This is a genomic window from Pseudomonas sp. JE3303 (assembly GCF_056312565.1).
In genome coordinates, this window is the sequence record NZ_JBWGIF010000016.1 from 1 (window position 1) to 20,067 (window position 20,067).

Sequence of the window (20,067 nt, forward strand, 5' to 3'; positions counted from 1 at the left end):
ATCGAAACCTGCCTGCTGGCCGACGGGCAAGTGCGCGAGGCGGTGGTGCTGGCCCAGCCGGGGCCAGCGGGGGCGCAGCTGGTGGCGTATCTGGTGGCCGAGGGTGTCGATGAAACGGCACTGCGCGAGCGCCTCAAGGCACAGCTGCCGGACTACATGGTGCCGGCACACCTGGTGCTGTTGCCGAAGCTGCCGCTGAACCCGAACGGCAAGCTCGACCGCAAGGCCCTGCCGCAGCCGGAGGCGCGCCAGTCGCTGGACGCCTATGTGGCGCCGCAGGGGGCGATGGAGCAGGCACTGGTAGCCATCTGGCAAGACGTGCTGCGCCTGGTGCAGGTCGGGGTGAACGACAACTTCTTCGAGCTGGGGGGCGACTCGATCATCTCCATCCAGGTGGTCAGCCGTGCCCGCCAGGCGGGTATCCGCTTCAGTCCCAAGGACCTGTTCGAGCAGCAGACCATCCAGGGCCTGGCGCGGGTGGCGCGGCGTGAGGAAAGCGCGCAGCAGGACCAGGGACCGGTGACTGGCGCCCTGGCGCTGTTGCCGATCCAGCAGGCGTTTCTCGACAGCGTCATGACCACGCGCCACCACTGGAACCAGTCGGTGGTGCTCACCCCTCGCGAGGCCCTGCGGGGCGATGTACTGGAGCAGGCGCTGGTCGCGCTGGTCTGCCAGCATGACGCCCTGCGCCTGCGCTTCTCTGAGCACGACGGGATCTGGCAGGCTGCCCACGGCAGCCCTGACGAACAGCCGGCGATGCTGTGGGAGGTGGACCTGGACACCGCCGAGCAGTGGCTGTCACTGGCCGACAAGGCCCAGGCCAGCCTCGATCTGCAACACGGCCCCTTGCTGCGGGCAGTGTTGGCCAGCCTGCCCGAGGGCGGGCAGCGACTCTTGCTGGTGATCCACCACCTGGTGGTCGACGGCGTGTCGTGGCGGATCCTCTTCGAGGACCTGCAGAGCGCCTACGCACAACTGGCCGTTGGCCAGGCGCTGCAGCTGCCGGCCAAGACCAGCAGCTACCAGCAGTGGGGCCAGCGACTGCAGACCCATGCCGGCAGCGCCGAGCTGGCGGCGCAGTTCGACTATTGGCAAGGCCAGTTGCAGGGAGCGCTGATCGCGCTGCCGAGCCTCGATCCCCACGGCTCGCAGCACACACGTCATGTGCGCACGGTCCATACCCGACTGGACAAGGACATCACACGCCAGTTGCTCCAGCAGGCCCCGGCGGCCTACCGCACCCAGGTCAACGACCTGCTGCTCACCGCCCTGGCGCGTACCTTGGCAGACTGGACCGGCGCCGACAGCGCGCTGATCCGCCTCGAAGGCCATGGCCGCGAGGAGCTGTTCGAGGACGTCGACCTGAGCCGCACGGTGGGCTGGTTCACCACGGTGTTCCCGGTGCGGCTGACACCTGCCCAGGGATTATCTGCCTCGATCAAGGCGATCAAGGAACAACTGCGCGCCATCCCGGACAAGGGCCTGGGCTACGGCGTGCTGCGTCACCTGGGCACTGACGTGCAGCGCGAGGCGCTGGCGGCCTTGCCTGAGCCAAGGGTCACCTTCAACTACCTGGGCCAGTTCGACGGCAGCTTCGCCGCCGAGGACGGGGCGCTGTTCAGCCCTGCTGGCGTCGCGGGAGGTAGCGAGCAGGGCATGGACGCGACGCTCAACAACGACCTGCTGGTCAATGGCCGGGTCTACGGTGGGGAACTCAGCCTGAACTGGACCTTCAGCTGCGAGCGCTTCGCGCCCGAAGCGATCCAGCGATTGGCCGACGGCTACAGCGCCGCGCTGCAGGCATTGGTCGAGCACTGCCTGCTGGCCGACACGGCCGGTGTCACGCCTTCGGACTTCCCGCTGACCGGGCTGGATCAGCCGCAGCTCGATGCCTTGCCGGTCGCCGCCCGGGATATCGAAGACATCTACCCGATGTCGCCCATGCAGATGGGCATGTACTTCCACTCCCTGGCCGAGCCGGACGCTCAGCTGTACATCAACCAGACCAGCGTGCCCGTGGAAGGCCTGGACGTCGATCGCCTGGTGGCAGCCTGGGACACCGTGATCGCGCGTCACGAGGTGCTGCGCAGCAGTTTCCACAGCAGCGCTGGCAGCGCCCAGCCGCTGCAGGTGGTACACCGCATGGCGCGCCTGCCGGTAACTGTGCTCGACTGGCGCGACCGCCAGGTCGACGAGCAGGCGCTGGCCGAACTCGCCCACCAGTGCGCCGCCAACTTCGACCTGCGCACGGCGCCCTTGATGCGCCTGACGCTGGCGAGGCTGGGCCAGGACCGCCACCAGCTGATCTGGACCCGCCACCACCTGCTGATGGATGGCTGGAGCAACTCACAGCTGTTGGCCGAAGTCTTCGTGGCCTATGCCGGCCATCCGCTGCCGGCCAAGCACGGCCGTTACCGGGACTACATCGCCTGGCTGCAGGCCCAGCCGCAAGCCGCCCTGGAGCACTTCTGGAAAACCCGGCTGCACGGGCTGGAAAGCCCGACGTTGCTGGCTGACTGCGTGTATCCCAGGCCCCAGGCCGACCTGACCGGTCATGCGGCCCTGTACCTGGACTGGGACCCCCAGCGCACTCGTCTGCTGCGTGAACAGGCCCAGCGCCTGCGGGTGACCCCCAATACCCTGGTACAGGCAGTCTGGCTGATCCTGTTGCAGCGCTACAGCGGTCGCCAACAGGTGTGCTTCGGCGCGACCGTGGCCGGCCGGCCGGCGTCCTTGCCGGGCGCCGAGCAGATGCTGGGGCTGTTCATCAACACCCTGCCGATCATCCAGGCGCCCGCCCCGGACCAGGCCTTCGATGAGTGGCTGCTGCAACTGCAGGCCTGCAACCTGGAGGTGCGCGATCACGAGCATGCCTCCCTGGCCGATGTGCAGCGCTGGTCAGGCCAGGGTGCGCAGGGCTTGTTCGACAGCATCATCGTGTTCGAGAACTACCCGGTGGACGAGCGCCTGCAAGGGATCGGCCAGGGCGAGCTGCGCTTTGGCCAGGCACAGGGGCGCGATGTGACCAATTACGCCATGGACCTCGCGGTGAACCTGGGTGAGCGGCTGAACATCGAGTTCCTGTACCTGCGCAACCGCTTCACCGAGCAGGCCACCGCGCAGATCCGAGACAGTTTCGAGCACCTGTTGCTCAGCGTGCTCGAACAGCCGCGGCAGCCGATCGGCAACCTGGGCATCCTGGGACACGCTCAGCAAGCACGACTGGCCGAGGGCAACCGCCTGCGCCCAGTCATCGACAACGCGCCTTCGCTGCTCGATCGCCTGCAATCGCGTGTGCTCGAGCGCCCCGAGGCGCTGGCCGTGGCCTGCGGTGATGCGCGTCTTACCTTCGCCCAGCTTGAGCGTAGAGCCGACCGCCTGGCCCATCGGCTGATCGCCCAGGGCGTGGGACCTGAAGTACTGGTGGGGGTTGCGCTCGAGCGCTCGGTGGAGGTCATCGTGGCCTTCTACGCCGTGCTCAAGGCCGGCGGCGCCTACGTGCCGCTGGACATCGACTACCCGCCCGAGCGCCTGCAGTGGATCGCCGAGAACTCGGGGATGTCGCTGTTGCTGACCCAGCGTGCGGTGGCCTCGCGGCTGCCGCAGCTGGCGCAGGTACCCCGACTGGCCCTCGATGAACCGGACCCGGACACCGGCTGCAATCCGGCGCCTGCCGTGAAAGTCGAAGGCGACGGCCTGGCCTACGTCATCTACACCTCCGGCTCCACTGGCATGCCCAAAGGGGTCGCGGTGGCGCGTGGGCCGCTGCTGATGCACTGCCAGGCGATCATCGAACGCTATGGCATGGACGCCGACACCCGCGAGCTGCTCTTCATGTCATTCGCCTTCGACGGGGCCCAGGAACGCTGGCTGTCGACCTTGCTGGCGGGGGGCGCGCTGGTGCTGCGCGACAATCGCCTGTGGACCGCCGAGGAAACCTGGGATGCGCTGCATGCCCATGGCATCAGCATCGCCTGCTTCCCGCCGGCCTACCTGCAGCAGTTGGCCGAGCATGCCCAAGGGCGCGACAACCCGCCGCCGGTGCAGGTCTACTGCTTTGGCGGCGATGCGGTGGCCGAAGCCAGCTTCGAGCTGGTCCGGCGCAACCTGCGGCCACGCTGGATCACCAATGGCTACGGGCCTACCGAGACGGTGGTCACGCCGCTGCTGTGGAAAGCCGCCGAAGGCGATGTGTGTGGAGCGGCCGTGGCACCGATCGGCCAGCGGGTTGGCGAGCGCACCCTGCACGTGCTCGATGACCAGCTCAACCCCTTGCCCCATGGTGTGGCGGGAGAGCTGTACATCGGCGGCCAAGGCCTGGCGCGGGGGTACAGTGGCCAGCCCGGGCTGAGCGCCGAGCGCTTTGTCGCCAACCCGTTCTCTGGGGAGGGTGGTCGCCTGTACCGGACCGGAGACCTGGTCCGCCTGCGCGAGGATGGCGTGGTGGATTACCTGGGCCGAGTCGACCACCAGGTCAAGGTCCGGGGCTTTCGCATCGAGCTCGGTGAAATCGAAGCCTGCCTGCGTCGCGATGCCGGTGTGCGCGACGCCGTGGTGGTGGCGCGTGACCTGCAAGGCAGCCGCCAGCTGATCGGCTATGTGGTCAGTATCGCAGGCGAGCAAGCGGGCGAGCGCCTGCGGGCCAGCCTGCAGGCACAGCTGCCCGACTACATGGTGCCTGCGCATATCGTCGTGCTCCCCGCGCTGCCACTGAGTCCCAATGGCAAGGTCGATCGCAAGGCATTGCCCGATCCGGACCTGCGCCAGCATGAATACCTGGCGCCGCGCAACGCCCTGGAACAGGCGCTGGCGCAGATCTGGCAGGAGGTGCTGGAGCTCGCGCAGGTGGGGGTCACCGACAACTTCTTCGAGCTAGGCGGTGACTCCCTGCGCACCCTCAAGGTGCTGAGCAAGGTGCGGGCGCGTCCCGAACTGGGCCTGACGCTGGGGCTGCGGGATGTGATGAGCAAACCGACCATCGCCGAACTGTCTGGCTACCAGGAAGGCGAGCGCGACCTCGACCCGCTGTTGCCGCTCAATGGCAAGGTCAGCGGCCGGCCAGCACTGTTCTGCCTGCACGCAGGGCTTGGCACGGTGTTCGACTACGAGCCCATTGCCCGCAGCCTGGAGGGCATTCGCAGCGTTCATGGAGTGCAATGCCGGATGCAACTCGATCGGCAATGGCGCGATGAGTCACTGGAGGCCATGGCGATCGACTATGCGCAGTACATCCGCCAGAAACAGCCTCATGGTCCGTACTACCTGATGGGCTGGTCGCTGGGCGGTCCGTTGGCCGTGCTGGTGGCGCACGAGCTTGAGCGCCAGGGGCAGTCGGTGGCCTGGCTGGGGCTGGTGGACAGCCATGTGCCGTCTGCGCAGGCCAGCGAGCAGGCCACGGAGTGGGGAGAAGCGTTGCGCCAGTTCCTGAGCATCGCACTGAATCGCCCGCCTGAGCAGTTGCCTGCGTTCGAGGTGAGCGCTGGCGAAGACGCGGGGCGGATCGAGACGCTGATCGAGGGTCTGCTGCGTGCCCGGGACGATTGGCGCGCACACCTGAACTTCACCGTCGATGATCTTGCGCACACGTTCGGCGTTGCCATGAGACTCAAGGCGCTGGCCGGTGACCTGCGGGCCTTGCCTGCGGTCGAGGCGCCCACCTACTGCTGGTGGAACGAGGGCAGTGACCAGCCGCAACGCCGTGCATTCGAGCAGGGGCTTGGGTCGGTGCGTGCGCATCAGGTGGTGCCGGCATCGCACTTCGAGATCCTGCGTCATGCGCCATTGATCGAGGCGCTGGGTGGGCTGCTGGCCGACCCGCTGCTGACGCAGGAGTGAAACCATCATGCCGGCCTCGGTATCCGGGCCGGCATTCACCGCTTTCTCTGATTCAAGGAAAACCACATGTCACTGCAACCTGACCTGGCTGCATTTCTGGAACTGGTCGAGTTCGGCCGCCTGACCGGCAGCAGCCGAGCCATGCATGCGCTTTCGGTGAGCGAGGCCCGTCGCGAGTTCGAAGCCAGCTCGCTGATCATCGACCCCAGCCCCCCTGGGCAACTGGAGGTGACCGACCTGCACTTGCCGACCCGCGATGGCGTATCGCTGCCGGCGCGCCTGTACCGCCGGCCCTCCAGCGGCCCTGACCAGCCGGTGATCCTCTATTTCCACGGCGGCGGATACGTGGTCGGCAGCCTGGATTCCCACGAGGCGGTCTGCCGCCGCCTGGCGTGCCTTGGCGAGTTCGCCGTCCTCGCGCCGACCTACCGGCGCGCGCCGGAGCATCCTTTTCCCGCTGCTCAACTCGATGCTCAGGACGCCGTTGCCTGGCTGGCCGGGCAGGCCAGCGTGCTCGGGCTGGACAGCCGCCGCGTGGTCTTCGCTGGAGACAGCGTGGGTGCCTCGCTGGCGGCCGGCCTGGCGATCGCCGCCGCGTCCGAGAGGGTGGGACTGGCCTTGCAGCCGATTGCGCAGATGCTGTTCTACCCGGTTACCGATATCAGCCAGGAGCGCGACTCACATCAACGTTATGCCGAAGGTTTTCTGCTGGAGACCCCGTCGTTACGCTGGTTCTACCAGCATTACGCCCCGAATCCGGCTGACCGCCTCGACTGGCGGGCCTCTCCGTTGCTGACCCCTGACATGCCCACGCTTGCGCCGGCCTATATCGGCGTTGCGACCCATGATCCGCTGCATGACGAAGGGCTGGCCTATGCCGGGCGGCTGGAGGCGGCGGGTACCGAGGTGACCTTGAGCATCGAGCAGGGATTGACTCATGACTACCTGCGCATGTCGGGGATCGTGCCAGTGGTCGAGGGGATTTATCGGAGTGTTGGGGACTGGTTGGTTGCGCTGGAGGGTCGCGCCGGCGCTTGATGGTAGCGCCAAGAAAGGCGGAGGGCCGAAGCCCCCCGCCCGCCAGAAAACCTCAGAACTGATACCTGGCCGAAACCATCACATTACGCGGCTCACCGTAGTACCCACTGAAGAACGTAGTATCCAGGGCACTGATGTACTTCTTGTCGAACACGTTGTTGAAATTGACGGTGGTCGACAGTTCATCGGTCAGCTGGTAGCGCGCCATCATGTTGAACACGGCGAACTGCTCCTGCTTGGCCTTGACCCTGCCCAGCGCGGTGCTCGGCGTCACGGTGATGTGAGTGCCGCTCTGCCAGTTCATGCCGCCCCCCACCGTCAGGCGGTCGAGTTCGCCCGGCAGTCGGTATGTAGTCCAAAGCTTGACCATGTTGGCCGGCGCTTCGGTGTTCAGGCGTTCGCCATCGGCGTCCTTGGTGATGCTGTGGTTGTAACTGGCGCTGAGGTTCCAGTCAGGGGTGATCTCGCCATTGGCTTCAACCTCGAATCCACGGGTCGTGGCGCCGCTGACCGCTTCATACGCGCCCGTGGTCGTACCTTCGATGACTGCACCGGGTACCGCCACGGCCAGGTTGTCCTGCTTTATCTCATACGCAGCAATGCTGGTGTTCAGGCGGCCGCCGAAATACTCGCTCTTCAAGCCGATCTCGTAGTTGTCGCCTTCACGGGGATCGAGCAGCGCACCGGATACGTCGCGCCGGTTCTCCTGGGGCTTGAAGATGCTGGTGTAGCTGGCGTAGACCGAGTGGATGTCGTTCAGGTCATAAACGACCCCCGCATAGGGCGTGACCACGCCGCTCTCGCGATACTGGGTATAGCGGTTGCTCCGTGGGGTCAGCACGTACTCGACGTCGTAGTTGAACTTGTAGTCGCTGGCACGCACGCCGAGGATCACCGACAGGTCGTCGGTCGGGCGAAGGCGCGTGGCGATGTAGGTGCCGTTCTGGTAGATGGTGGTGTCGCCATCGTACAGCTTGCCAAGGCTGGTGACAGGCTCGTTGGTGTAGTTGTCCCAGTCGTAGACGTTGACGAACGTCCCTTCGATCGCAGTGCCGCGCAGTGGCGAGTGGCGGTTTTCATAACGCGAGAAGTTGTAGCCGACGATCAGCTCGTGCTGGCGCCCGAACAACTGGAACGGGCCTTGGGCCTGAACGTCCACGCCGGTCTGCTTTTGCCAGGTGCTGCCCGCGCCACCATAGAGCCGCACGCCGTCGCCGGTGGTTTCGTTGGGGAAGCCCCAGCTGGCAGTCGCCAGGCGGTAGTCCTCGCGGTTGATGTACATCTGGTTGACCGAGAGCTTCAGGCTCCAGTCGTAGCCAAGCTTCTGCTCGATGCTGGCGAAGGTGTTGAGCGCGTCCTGCGGGTTGCTGCTCCAACGCGCGGCGCTGTTGGTGGACCGCGAGAAGTCGGTCTGCTTGCCGTTGCTGTAGAACAGCGGGAAGGCGACCGAGGATGAACCCTTGGGGTCGTTTTTCTGGTAATCGGCACCGACGGTGAGCAGGGTGGTGTCGCTTAGGTCGGCTTCCAGGATGCCATAGAAGATCTGTTTTTCCTGGGAGTAGTGATCGACGTAGCTGTTGTTCTGCTGGTAGGCCGCGACCATGCGGCCGCGCACGTTGCCGGTCGGGGTAAGCGGGCCGGACAGGTCGATCTCGGTGCGGTACTTGTCCCACGAGCCCACGCCCGCGGTGACATGGCCCTTGAACTCGGCGGTGGGGCGCTTGCGCACCAGGTTGATGGTAGCCGAGGGATCACCCGCGCCGGTCATCAGGCCGGTGGCGCCGCGCAGCACCTCTACGCGGTCATAGATGGCCATGTCGGCCAGGCTCTGCGCCGATACCTGGCTGACGATGTCCAGGGTGGTGGGAATGCCGTCGAACTGGTAGTTGTCGACGGAGTACCCGCGGGAATAGATGTTGAAACGCTCGCTGCCCAGGCTCTGCACCGAAATCCCCGGGGTCTGCTCCAGCACCTGGGTGAGGTCGTTCAGGCCCTGGTCGTCCATGCGCTGGCGGGTCACGACGCTGATCGACTGGGGCGTTTCACGCAGCGACAGGTTCATCCGGGTGGCGGTGCTCGACAGGCCGGTGGTGTACGACCCGGTGCCGTCGGTCTGGGCGCCCAGGCCCTGGCCGTTGATGTTGGTGGCACCCAGTTCGAGGATATCGCCCTGTCCGCGTGCGGTAAGGGTGAGGGTATTGCCCTGGAAATTGTAGGATACCGCCGCGCGCCCCAGCAGTCGGGCCAGTCCGGCCTGGGCGCTGTAGCGGCCCACCAACGCATTGCTGCCCATGCCTTCGAGGTCCTGCGGGCTGTACAGCACTTGCAGTCCCGACTGCTGGCCAAACTGCAGCACGGCGCGTGACAGCGATTGCGCTGGGATATCGAAGTCGATGTCCTGTGCCATGACCTGGGCTGCCAGAGGCAGGGACACGACCATCCCCATGGTCGTCCCGAGCAGCTTTGGATGCAGCAGCCGACGCAGTTTCAGCGCCGTTGCCAGAGGAGACAAAGTGTGTGCAGTTGGCATGATGGGCTCTTGTAAGGGGCTTATTGATAATGATTCGGATTACCGATAGTGAGACGCACGTCGCAACAAGAACCGGAAAAATTATTTTCCCCCGGCTCCTAGACGTGGTCTCAGGCAGTCACCGCTTCACTGACGACCTGACCACGGCTCATGCGCACCAGCTGGTCGGCAACGTCGAAATAGCGGTCATCGTGGGAGATCACGATGATGGTCTTGCCCAGGCGCTTGAGGTCGGGCAGCAACTGCGTATAGAAGACGCGGCGGAAGGTCGGGTCCTGATCGGCGGCCCATTCGTCGAACACCAGCACGGGGCGCTCCTCCAGCCAGGCGCCCACCAGCGCAAGGCGCTTGCGCTGTCCGGTAGACAGGTCGGTGGTGCTGAACCTGCCGTCCTTGATGCTGACCTTGTGGTCGATCTCCAGGCGCTTGAGGTAGCGCTCGGCATCCTGGGGGACCGGCTTGTCACCCTGGATCAGGTCGTCGAACAGGTAGTAGTCGGCGAAGATCGTGGTGAACAGCTGGCGGTAGTCGTCACGGCCTTGCGCCGTCACGGCCTGGCCGTCGAGCTCTATGCTGCCGGACTGCGGCGCGTACAGGCCGAGCAGAAGCTTGATCAGGGTAGTCTTGCCGCAGCCGTTCTCGCCGACGATGAACACGATCTCGCCCTGCTCGATGCGCAGGTTGACCGGTCCCAGGTTGAACGCTTCGCTGCCTTCGACCTGAGGAAAGCCATAGCGCACGTCGCGAAGCTCCAGGCTGCTCATGGCCATGGCCGGCTGGCTGCGGTCGTTGAGCAGCAAGTGCGGCTCTGGCGATGAGAACTGATTGGACAGCTCGGCAATCCGGCGGAAAGCGATCTGTGCCTTGCTGATGATCGGCAGGGTGCCGATCAGGTGTTCCAGCGGACCCTTCATGTACAGCAGCACCAGCACGAAGCCGCTCATGACCGTCGGATCGCTGCTGGGCCACATCGACTGCAGGGCCAGCGCCAGGCCGATTACCACGAAGAACAGCATCGAGCCCAGGCTCTTGGCGATCACGAAGGTGTTGATCGAGCGCATCTGGGTGGCGCAGATGCGCTCGGCCGTTCCCTGGATGCCATGGGTGAACATGCGCTGGCGGCGCAACCGGTGAATGCGCAGTTCCTTGGCCCCGCCGGCGATGGCGTTGTAGTGCTTCTGCAGTTCGTCCTCGGCATCGCGTGCCGCTTCGAAACCGCGCATGCCGCGGGCCCGGGCCAGAAACTGCAGGACCGTGCCCAGGGCGATCGCCACCAGCATGATCAGGAACATCGGCAACGACAGCATGGCCAGGTAACCCAGGCAGCCAAGCGTCACGGTCAGGGAAATGGCCAGCGGCGCGAAGACAAAGGCGAAGGCGCTGATGGTATCGACGTCGTGGGTCAGTACGGGGATCAGCCGGTGGCTGCGGTAGCGCTCGATCTGGTCGATCGGCGCCGCAAGGACCTTTTCGCCCAGCTGCTTGCGCAGCGTGGCGATGATCTTCTGGCCCACGTAGTTGGTGCCGATGTCGGAGCAGATCGAGCTGAGCAAGGCCAGCCCGCAAAGCCCGGCAAAGCCTAGCACCACGCCTTGGGTCAGGCCGACCTCGCTGTGCAAGGCCTTGTTGATGGTGGCCAGCAGCACGGTGACGCTTAGGCCTCCGATCATGCCAAGCACGATCGAGGTGGTCACCAGCGGCCAGAAGGGCTTGAGCAGGCTGAACAGTTCGCGGATGGCGCCGCGGGGTTTAGTGGACGACATGGGGAGCTCCCGATACGCGCGTCATGGAGGTGCGGTTACAGTTCACGGGCGACCCGGAAACCAAGAAAATCGCCCCGGACTTCGGGCGCGCGGTAGTTGCGGTTGCCGGAGCGCGAGAACACGGGCGCCTCGCCCCAGTCATTGCCGCGCATCACCCGGGTCTGGCATTTGCCGGTAAGCCAGGCGCTGCCATCGGTGGGCGCGCCGACATAGTCGGGATGACCGCAGTCGGCGGTCCACTCGTAGACGTTGCCGTGCATGTCGTAGACGCCAAAGGCGTTGGCGGGGTAGCTGCCGACCGGGGCGGTGTAGGAGAACCCATCGGTGGGGCCGTAGGTATTGGCATGCTTGGCGATGCTGTACTTGCGCGGGTCGTTGTCATCGAAAGGGAACGGGAACGAGCCTGTGGAACCGGCGCGGGCGGCATACTCGCGCTGGGCCTCGCTGAGCAGGTGGTAGGCATGACCGGTCTTGGCGGACAGCCACCTGGCATAGTCCTGGACATCGTGATGGCTGACGCAGACGGCGGGCTGGCGGGGTCCCTGCTTGTAGCTCGGCTTGCTGGCGGTGCAGCGCCGTCCGGGGCGATCGTCGCCATCGGCGAGGGTGACGCCGCTTGCCTTGATATAGGCATCCAGCTCGCCGGCGGTGACGTGGTAGCGGCTGATGGCGAAGGGCTTGGCGAAGGTCACGGTGTGTTGCGGGCCTTCGTCGGGCTCGCGGCCGGCCTCGACTTCCGGCGTGCCCATGACGAAGCTCCCGGCGGGCAGTACCACCATTTCCGGGCAGTCCTTGCAGTCCTTGAAGACACTGCCGGGTTGGGCCGAGGGCGCTGCGTGGACTGTGGCGCTCAGTGCCAGGCCCAGGCTGGCGAGGCACGACAGCCAGCGCAGGCAGCGCGCCAGTGGCGGGGATGTTGTGAGTTCGTGGGACATCTGCAGGATTCCGTCGGCTAGTGGCAAACAATCAAGAAAGTGGATGTGTTCAGCTGCGCCTTGCCGCGGCTTGTGCCTGCTCCCAGGCGCGCATGAAATTGCCGCCCCAGAGCTTGGCGATGTCGGCCTCCGAGTAGCCGCGCGAGATCAGTTCAGCGGTGACGTTGCGCGTCTCGCTGGCATCGTTCCAACCCTTGATGCCGCCGCCTTCGTTGAAGTCCGAACTGATGCCCACGTGATCGATGCCGACCTTGCGCACCGTGTAGTCGATGGCGTCGCCGAAGTCCTTGAGCGTCGCTGGCGGTTCCTCATCGAGAATCGCGTAGAGCTCGCTTGCGTACTGGCCGACCTTTTGCTCGGGCCAGGCGGCGATGACCGGATCGCCCGGCATCAGGGCATAGGCCAGGTTGGAGAGCGGCGGCAGGCCGAACCGCGCGCGGAGCTCGTCAAGACGCTCACGGCTCTTCTGGCTCAGGGGCTTGAGGTAGGTCGAGAAGGCGACCACCTGGACGACCCCGCCGGTGTCCTTGATCAGCTGCATTTCCTTGTCGCTGAGGTTGCGCGGGATATCCACCATCGCCCGCGGCGCCGAGTGCGAGGCAACCACCGGCGCACGGGTAAGCTGGGTGGCCTGGGTGAGTGCCTGGCTGGACATCTGCGAGACATCGATGATCACACCCAGGTCATTGAGCCGGTGCACGGCTTGCCGGCCTAGAGGCGAGAGCCCGCCCAGCGCGTCGGCGGTATCGTTGAAGAAGGGCAGGGGACGCGAGGAGTCCGCCCAGCTGTTGTTGCCCACATAGCTGAAGCCGAACATCCGCATGCCCCGGGCGGCCCAGCGGTCCAGCTGGTCGAGGTCGTCGCCCAGTGGATAGGCGTTGAGCATGCTGATGAACACCGCGAACTTGCCTTCCCCGTGCAGGCGCCGCAGGTCTTGGGGCGAGTAGGCGATGCCGACCTGATTGGGGAAGTCACGGACCATGGCGTCGATGGCCTTGTAGCGCACTTCCTGCTGGTGCCGCGCTGCCGCGACGAAGCCATCGGTCGGGCGATGCGGGCCATTGGCGCCGGTCCAGGACTCGGGCCAGGCGAAGACCGTCAGCGCCGCGGAAGACAGGCGCCCGCGGGCGGCCTTGGCCAGGTCGAAGCGCCCGGCGCCGTCCTGGTCGGCCTCGTTGCCTCGGGTACCGAAAGTCAAGGGGAGGGTGATGTGGCTGTCGAACGAGATGATCCGTTGTTGCAGATCGTTGGCCTGCTCGACCACCTCCCGGGAGTAGCCAGGCTCGGCGGTGAGGTAATGCCAGGCGGCAAACCCGGCGCCAGCGCTCAAGGCCGCGGCCAGGCTGATGTACAGGACTTTTTTCCAGGGTGTTGTCGTCATCGTGCTCTCAGTCGGTTGCACCGGGAATGGGCGGCGCGGGGCCTTTGCTGTCAGGGGGAGGACGAGCTCGCTCGGCGGAAATTTAGCGGTCCGGGGGGGCAAGAGGGCGCAGACAGGGCAGGGTTGAAAAACACCGCGCGGTTAAATTTTGCCTTCCGCACAACGTCCTAGCGTTCGACAGGGCCATGTCCGATGGCCGCAACGGCGGATACAAGGTAGACAGATGACCATTTCTCGACGCGGCTTCATCGCGGGTGTCGCTCTGACGGGGGTTGCCGTACCGGCTGCCTGGTACGCGCACCGCGAGCTGGCCCGGGAGGAGGGGTTTCCCGAGACGCCCGGCGAGGCCGTGGTCGAGTTGGCCGACACGGCGGGGCAACAGTTGGCGGATACCTTGCGCGGGGTCTGGGACTGGTCACTGCTTGGCAGTGACGCAGGTATCGAAGGCTTGCCGGGCGAGGGGCTGGAGCTGTTTCTCGACGTGGCTGCGCGAGGACGGGGATTGCGTGGCTATCTGGACACCGCCGAGCGCCTGCGCAGTCCAGAGGAGCCGCGCTATCGCGTGCTCGGCGACCTGCTGTCGGGCAAGCCTGGAACACTGCGCTGGCGCCTGGTACCCACGGGGCCGGGCAGTTCGGCGCCGCGCTACGAGTGCCATATGGTGCTCGATGAAGTCTGGGGGCGCTTCGGCAATGCGGGCCCGGCAACCCTCAATGGGCGCATCCTGCGCCTTGACAGGCCCCTGGCGATGCCTGCCCAGGACAATCGTTTCACGGCGCTCAAGCGTGTGTTTCCCGAGGCGCGGGAACGCACGCCCTTGAACGCTGCGCTGATGGCGCGGCTGGTCGCGCCTGAGCATCGGCTGTTTCACCAGTTATGGCACGCCTCGCGGGACAAGTGGCACAAGCTCGACGAGGACAGGCAGGGCGCACTGCGTGGCCTCGGCTGGCAGCCCGGGCCACTGGGGAACGAGCGTGATGCCCGGGGGCGGCACAAGGACCGCAATGGGTCGGGTGAAGATTTCCTGTTCATGCACAGGCACATGCTCGGCACCGCCCGGTCCATGCAGGACCTGCCCTCATGGCCGAGTTTTCCGCTGCCACAGCCTGAGCTGGAGCGTGACCGCGAAGGTTTTGCCCGCTACTTCGACAACCAGGACGGCAATGCCTTGCCGCCGACCTGGTTGGCGGCGGGGGACACGCAGTACACCCAGTGGGTCAGCGACATCAAGAACGCAGACACCTTTCACGCTAACTTCCAGGTCTGGGAGTCGCGCTACACCGATGCCCAGTACCTGGCGCAACTGACGCTTGGACAGTTTGGCTCGGAAGTCGAACTGGGGTTGCACGACTGGCTGCACATGCGCTGGGCTTCGGTCCCGCGTGATCCGGTCAATGACATGCCCGTGCCCATGGCCCGAACCCCTCACGATTTCGCGGGGCGTTGGTTCGCGGCTGAAAACGACTTTCTCGGCGATCCGTTCTCATCCCATGTGAATCCGGTGTTCTGGCGCTTCCATGGCTGGATCGACGATCGCGTCGAAGACTGGTTTCGCGCGCATCAGCGCTTTCATCCGGGGGAGGTTACGCGGCAGACCGTCAATGGCGTGCCCTGGTTCGCGCCAGGGCGTTGGGTCGGGGTGGCCGACCCTTGGCTGGGGCCCGATACCCATGGCTGCAGCACCGTCCCTGGGCTGCGCCCGGGCAGGAGCGTGGAGATGGACCCGGAGACGATGAAGCTGGCGATCCGGCTCATCTACGGCAATGAGGAGCGATTTTCCGCGTTGCGTCCCAAGGTGCCGCAGCGTCCCTGGTATGCCCGAAATCTCAAGGTGGTGTAGGGGGAAGGTGACGGGATCGGATGCGACGGTTGCTGAGAATAATTATAATTTGTAATAATGGAGGTTGATATCACATTGCCTCCTGCCGCGCATGCAGCGGCAGGAGCGCCTGCCGGGTGCCAGGGTGGAACACTACTATCGCGAGTTGGTCAGCTTTCTCTGTGCGCGCCTTGGCAGTCGTCACGCCGCCGAGGATGTTGCCCATGATGCTTTCTTGCGCGTACTGGACCGCGCCGGTTCTCAGCCGATCGAGCAACCCCGCGCCTTTCTCTACCGCACGGCGCTGAACCTGGTCGTCGACCGACATCGCCGCCAGCGCGTACGGCAGACCGAATCGCTGGACGTGCTCGACAGCGATGAGCGCTGGCATACGCTTGCCCCGTCCGTGGACATGCAACTGGATCAGCGGCTGGAGCTGATGCAGCGCGCACTGGCCGAGCTGGCCGAACCGTGCCGCCACTGTTTTCTACTGCGCAAGCTCGACGGCCTTTCTCATCAGCAGATCGCCAAACGCCTGGGCATCTCGCGCAGCCTCGTGGAAAAACACATCGTCAATGCCATGAAGCATTGCCGCATGCGCATGCGCGAGTGGGAAGGCTGAAGGGGCGCCGCGCCGGCATGCATCAATTACTGCGTAATGCGCTTGATTTCCATTCGATTACCTACAACTATCAATGCAGACCCGGTAACAGGCCCTCGAGCCTGCAGGAGCCCGCCCCGGCGCAGTTCGGTCAAGGAACGAAACTACTTCCTACTGCCCAGGCCCGAACATGCCCAATAAATCCATGCGGATTCTCCTCGCTGACGAACACCCCAGCCAGCTGCTGCAGCTGGAGAAGATGCTCAACGGCCTTGGCTACTACCGCATCGCACCGGTCGAGTGCTTCGAAGACCTCCAGCGCCTGGTGCAGGGGGCGCTGCAGCCGTTCAACCTGTTGATCGGCAACATCGATCTGGCTACCCATTGCGGGGTCGACCTGGCGCGATTCTGCCGGGTGAGCACCCAGATCCAGCATGCCTTGCTCTACCATTCCCAGCACCTCAAGGTGCCGAACGTGCCCGCGTCCGAGCGTCAGGCGGTCAGCATCAGCCTGCCCAAGGTGCCCGACAGCGAAGCGCTGGAGTCATTCATGACGATCATCGACGGGCCGGTGGTGGTGGGGCAGGTGCCCTTGCCGCCCGGCCTGTCAGGTCCGAGCGGCTTTCCAGCGCGGCGGCGCTACCTGATCGATACGCTGTTCTCCAGACCGTCCTGACAGTCAGCGGCCATCGGGCGGCGGGTTTTGTTATCCTCTTGCCCTTTGCCGATCCGCGGAACGCTTTCAATGACTGCCATCGATACCAACCCCCAGCCCCGGCTCACCCGTGGTGACCACCGGACCCTGAGCCTGGCGGCGCTGGGTGGGGCGCTGGAGATCTACGACTTCATCATTTTCGTGTTCTTCGCCCTGACCCTGAGCCAGTTGTTCTTCCCGCCCGAGATGCCCGAGTGGCTGCGCCTGCTGCAGAGCTTCGGGATCTTTGTGACCGGCTACCTGGCCCGACCGTTGGGCGGCATCCTCATGGCGCACTTCGCCGACCATCTTGGGCGCAAACGGGTGTTCAGCCTGAGCATCCTGATGATGGCGGTGCCGTGCCTGCTGATCGGACTGATGCCGACCTATGCCGAGATCGGCTATGCGGCGCCGTTGATCCTTCTCGGCCTGCGCATCCTCCAGGGCGCTGCGGTGGGAGGCGAGGTGCCCAGCGCCTGGACCTTCGTGGCCGAGCACGCCCCGCCCGGGCGGCGCGGCTACGCCCTGGGTTTCCTGCAGGCGGGGCTGACGTTTGGCTACTTGCTGGGTGCTCTGACTGCGACGCTTCTGGCGCAGATGTTCACGCCTCAGGAAATCCTGGATTACGCCTGGCGGTATCCTTTCCTGCTCGGTGGCGTGTTTGGCGTCATCGGGGTCTGGCTGCGCCGCTGGCTGAGTGAGACACCGGTATTTCTCGCGCTGCGCGAGCGGCGTGAGCAGCCGGTGGCCTTTCCGCTGCGCCAGGTGCTCAGCGAGCACCGCCGGGCGCTGATCCCGGCTGCCTTGCTGACCTGCGTACTGACGTCCGCCGTGGTGGTACTGGTGGTGATCACCCCGACCGTGATGCAGCAACGCTTTGGCATGAGCGCGGGGCACACCTTCGCCCTGAGCAGCGTCGGTATCGTCTTTCTCAATCTTGGCTGCGTCCTGGCCGGCTTGCTGGTCGACCGCCTTGGTGCCTGGCGGGCCTTGCTGATCTACAGCCTGCTGCTGCCGCTGGGCATTGGGGGGCTGTATGCCACCCTGGTGGGGGAGTGGGGCTGGACGGGGCTTGCCTATGCGTTGGCCGGGCTGTCCTGCGGAGTGGTGGGAGTGGTGCCTTCGGTGATGGTCGGGCTGTTCCCTGCCGAGATTCGCGTGTCGGGCATTTCCTTTACCTACAACGTCGCCTACGCGTTGTGGGCCAGCACCACGCCGCTGGCGCTGATCGCACTGATGCCCTGGAGCCCGTGGGTGTGTGCCGGGTTCTGTCTGGTGATGGGGGCGGTGGGGGCGTTGACGGCGGCGTATTTCGGGCGTCTGGAGTCGGTCGGGGGTGAGGTAAGGATTGCGTAATGGCCATGAGGTGCGCAGCGCATCTCCCCGGCCACAGAAAAGCCCCCTGTTCCAGAGGACCAGGGGGCTTTTCATTACGGCTGGGTGAGGCGCTTACATATTCGGGTAGGTCGGCCCGCCCGCGCCTTCCGGCGCTACCCAGGTGATGTTCTGGGCTGGATCCTTGATGTCGCAGGTCTTGCAGTGCACGCAGTTCTGCGCGTTGATCTGGAAGCGCTTGGCGCCGTCTTCCTGGGTGATCACCTCATACACGCCTGCCGGGCAATAACGCTGGGCCGGCTCGTCGTACAGCGGCAGGTTGCTGGCGATCGGGATGCTCGGGTCGGTGAGCTTCAGGTGGCAAGGCTGCTCTTCCTCGTGGTTGGTGCTGGAGAGGAACACCGAGCTGAGCTTGTCGAAGCTGAGCTTGCCGTCAGGCTTGGGATAGTCGATTTTCTTCGAGTCGGCCGCCAGCTTGAGACAGGCATAGTCAGGCTTGGTGTCACGCAGGGTGAACGGCAGCTTGCCGGCGAACCAGTTCTGGTCGATGTAGTTGAACGCACCACCCAGCAGCGGCCCGAACTTGTGCAGCGCGGCGCCGAAGTTGCGGCTGGCGAACAGCTCGTCATGCACCCAGCTGGCCTTGAACGACTCGACATAACCCGTCAGCAGGTCGCCGCCTTCACGGCCTGCGGCCAGGGCCTCGGCAATCGCTTCGGCAGCGAGCATGCCGGACTTCATGGCGGTGTGGCTGCCCTTGATCTTGGAGAAGTTCAGGGTGCCCAGGTCGCAGCCGATCAGTGCGCCGCCGTTGAAGATCATCTTGGGCAGCGAGTTCAAGCCGCCCTTGGCAATGGCGCGCGCGCCGTAGCTGATGCGCTTGCCGCCTTCGAGGTACTGGCTGATCACCGGGTGGTGCTTGAGGCGCTGGAACTCGTCGAACGGCGACAGGAACGGGTTGGCGTAGGACAGGTCGACGATGAGCCCCACCACGACCTGGTTGTTCTCCAGGTGATACAGGAAGGAACCGCCCGTGTTCTCGTTGCCGACCACGTTGAGCGGCCAGCCGGCGGTATGCACCACCAGGCCTTGCTCATGCTTGGCCGGGTCGATTTCCCAGATTTCCTTGAGGCCGATGCCGTAGTGCTGCGCGTCGGCATCGCTGTCGAGGTTGAAGCGGCGGATCAGTTGCTTGCCGATATGGCCACGGCAGCCTTCGGCGAACAGGGTGTACTTGCCGCGCAGTTCCATGCCTGGGGTGTACAGGCCATCCTTCGGGTTGCCTTCGCGATCCACGCCAAGGTCACCGGTAAGGATGCCGCGCACCACGCCGTTCTCGTCGATCAGCGCTTCCTGGGCGGCGAAGCCTGGATAGACCTCTACGCCCAGGTTCTCGGCCTGCTGGGCCAGCCAGCGGCACAGGTTGCCCAGGGAGATGATGTAGTTGCCGTGGTTGTGCATCGTCTTGGGCACGAACAGGTCAGGGACCTTGACCGAGCTGCCTTCATCCTTGAGCACGTAGATGTCGTCGCGCTTGACCTCGGTGTTCAGCGGGGCGCCGAGCGCCTTCCAGTCGGGGAATAGCTCGTTCAGGGCGCGCGCCTCGAACACCGCGCCGGAGAGGATATGGGCACCTACCTCGGAGCCTTTCTCGACCACGCAGACGCTGATCTCGTTACCGGCTTCGGCGGCCTTCTGCTTCAGGCGGCAGGCGGCGGACAGGCCCGCCGGCCCAGCGCCGACAATGACCACGTCGAATTCCATGTATTCGCGTTCCACAGGTTCTCTCCTACTCAAGGCTCATCGCTGTTGCTTTGTCTGTTGGGTGTCGAGCGGTCACGTACAGCTGCGCTGGCTGTAGCTTTGAAGATGACGGACTACACCGCTTTGTCTTGGCCGCGCATTATAACTACACCACTTGGCGGGTCCAATACAAACGTTTGTTTGAATTTGCCGAAGCCCAGTAAATTCACAGGAGCGCGGCTGGAAGCTGGCCGATTTGCCGTATTGACCCGACTAGGCGTTACGGTCAAGATACGAGCGGTTTTACGCTCGCCGTAGGCTGAACGGCGGATGCAGGTGCACCTCTAAAGACCTGGTAAAAGGCAGGCCCCGCATGCCGCGGCCCGCTTTGTA

The 20,067-nt window shown here is 65.0% G+C and carries 11 protein-coding genes; 6 read left to right on the top strand and 5 right to left on the bottom strand.

What is annotated here, in order from left to right:
* Together AC0ZZU_RS21450 and AC0ZZU_RS21455 are read left to right on the top strand one after the other, a co-directional pair.
* Positions 1 to 5,835, top strand: a 5,835-nt coding sequence (locus tag AC0ZZU_RS21450; RefSeq protein WP_476343291.1) for an amino acid adenylation domain-containing protein, incomplete at its 5' end; no start/stop codon positions are given.
* Positions 5,836 to 5,901: 66 nt separating this feature from the next.
* Positions 5,902 to 6,873, top strand: a complete 972-nt coding sequence (locus AC0ZZU_RS21455) for an alpha/beta hydrolase (protein ID WP_476343292.1) — start codon at positions 5,902 to 5,904, stop codon at positions 6,871 to 6,873.
* A gap of 52 nt (positions 6,874 to 6,925) precedes the next feature.
* Here AC0ZZU_RS21455 and AC0ZZU_RS21460 read toward each other — a convergent pair whose 3' ends face one another.
* The 4 genes from AC0ZZU_RS21460 to AC0ZZU_RS21475 form a co-directional block, all read right to left on the bottom strand.
* Positions 6,926 to 9,403: a TonB-dependent siderophore receptor gene (locus AC0ZZU_RS21460; protein ID WP_476343293.1), complete on the bottom strand. Its 2,478-nt coding sequence runs from the start codon at positions 9,401 to 9,403 to the stop codon at positions 6,926 to 6,928.
* 110 nt (positions 9,404 to 9,513) lie between these two features.
* Entirely contained in the window at positions 9,514 to 11,166 is a 1,653-nt protein-coding gene (locus tag AC0ZZU_RS21465) for a cyclic peptide export ABC transporter (RefSeq protein WP_476343294.1), read from the bottom strand.
* A 35-nt stretch (positions 11,167 to 11,201) separates the two neighbouring features.
* Entirely contained in the window at positions 11,202 to 12,101 is a 900-nt protein-coding gene (pvdO, locus tag AC0ZZU_RS21470) for a dihydropyoverdine dehydrogenase (RefSeq protein ID WP_476343295.1), read from the bottom strand.
* Positions 12,102 to 12,150: 49 nt separating this feature from the next.
* Positions 12,151 to 13,482 carry a dipeptidase gene (locus AC0ZZU_RS21475; RefSeq protein WP_476343296.1) on the bottom strand — a complete coding sequence of 444 codons (1,332 nt, stop codon included), beginning with the start codon at positions 13,480 to 13,482 and terminating at the stop codon, positions 12,151 to 12,153.
* A gap of 223 nt (positions 13,483 to 13,705) precedes the next feature.
* Here AC0ZZU_RS21475 and pvdP point away from each other — a divergent pair, with 223 nt between their 5' ends.
* The 4 genes from pvdP (at position 13,706) to AC0ZZU_RS21495 (ending at position 17,952) form a co-directional block, all read left to right on the top strand.
* On the top strand, positions 13,706 to 15,322 hold the full coding sequence (gene pvdP / locus AC0ZZU_RS21480) for a pyoverdine maturation tyrosinase PvdP (RefSeq protein WP_476343297.1): 1,617 nt from the start codon (positions 13,706 to 13,708) through the stop codon (positions 15,320 to 15,322).
* A gap of 124 nt (positions 15,323 to 15,446) precedes the next feature.
* Positions 15,447 to 15,923: a sigma-70 family RNA polymerase sigma factor gene (locus AC0ZZU_RS21485; RefSeq protein WP_476343298.1), complete on the top strand. Its 477-nt coding sequence runs from the start codon at positions 15,447 to 15,449 to the stop codon at positions 15,921 to 15,923.
* Between the two features lie 169 nt (positions 15,924 to 16,092).
* Positions 16,093 to 16,578: a histidine kinase gene (locus AC0ZZU_RS21490; protein WP_476343299.1), complete on the top strand. Its 486-nt coding sequence runs from the start codon at positions 16,093 to 16,095 to the stop codon at positions 16,576 to 16,578.
* 69 nt (positions 16,579 to 16,647) lie between these two features.
* Positions 16,648 to 17,952, top strand: a complete 1,305-nt coding sequence (locus tag AC0ZZU_RS21495) for an MFS transporter (RefSeq protein ID WP_476343300.1) — start codon at positions 16,648 to 16,650, stop codon at positions 17,950 to 17,952.
* Positions 17,953 to 18,045: 93 nt separating this feature from the next.
* On the opposite strand, the gene AC0ZZU_RS21500 is transcribed toward AC0ZZU_RS21495, so the two are convergent.
* Positions 18,046 to 19,710, bottom strand: a complete 1,665-nt coding sequence (locus AC0ZZU_RS21500; RefSeq protein ID WP_476343301.1) for an electron transfer flavoprotein-ubiquinone oxidoreductase — start codon at positions 19,708 to 19,710, stop codon at positions 18,046 to 18,048.
* Between the last annotated feature and the right edge of the window lie 357 nt (positions 19,711 to 20,067).

Coding starts and splice junctions, on each gene's coding strand:
- AC0ZZU_RS21455 (WP_476343292.1), top strand. CDS start 5,902: ATGTCACTGCAACCTGACCTGGCTGCATTTCTGGAACTGGTCGAGTTC.
- pvdO (WP_476343295.1), bottom strand. CDS start 12,101: ATGTCCCACGAACTCACAACATCCCCGCCACTGGCGCGCTGCCTGCGC.
- AC0ZZU_RS21460 (WP_476343293.1), bottom strand. CDS start 9,403: ATGCCAACTGCACACACTTTGTCTCCTCTGGCAACGGCGCTGAAACTG.
- AC0ZZU_RS21465 (WP_476343294.1), bottom strand. CDS start 11,166: ATGTCGTCCACTAAACCCCGCGGCGCCATCCGCGAACTGTTCAGCCTG.
- AC0ZZU_RS21475 (WP_476343296.1), bottom strand. CDS start 13,482: ATGACGACAACACCCTGGAAAAAAGTCCTGTACATCAGCCTGGCCGCG.
- AC0ZZU_RS21495 (WP_476343300.1), top strand. CDS start 16,648: ATGACTGCCATCGATACCAACCCCCAGCCCCGGCTCACCCGTGGTGAC.
- pvdP (WP_476343297.1), top strand. CDS start 13,706: ATGACCATTTCTCGACGCGGCTTCATCGCGGGTGTCGCTCTGACGGGG.
- AC0ZZU_RS21490 (WP_476343299.1), top strand. CDS start 16,093: ATGCCCAATAAATCCATGCGGATTCTCCTCGCTGACGAACACCCCAGC.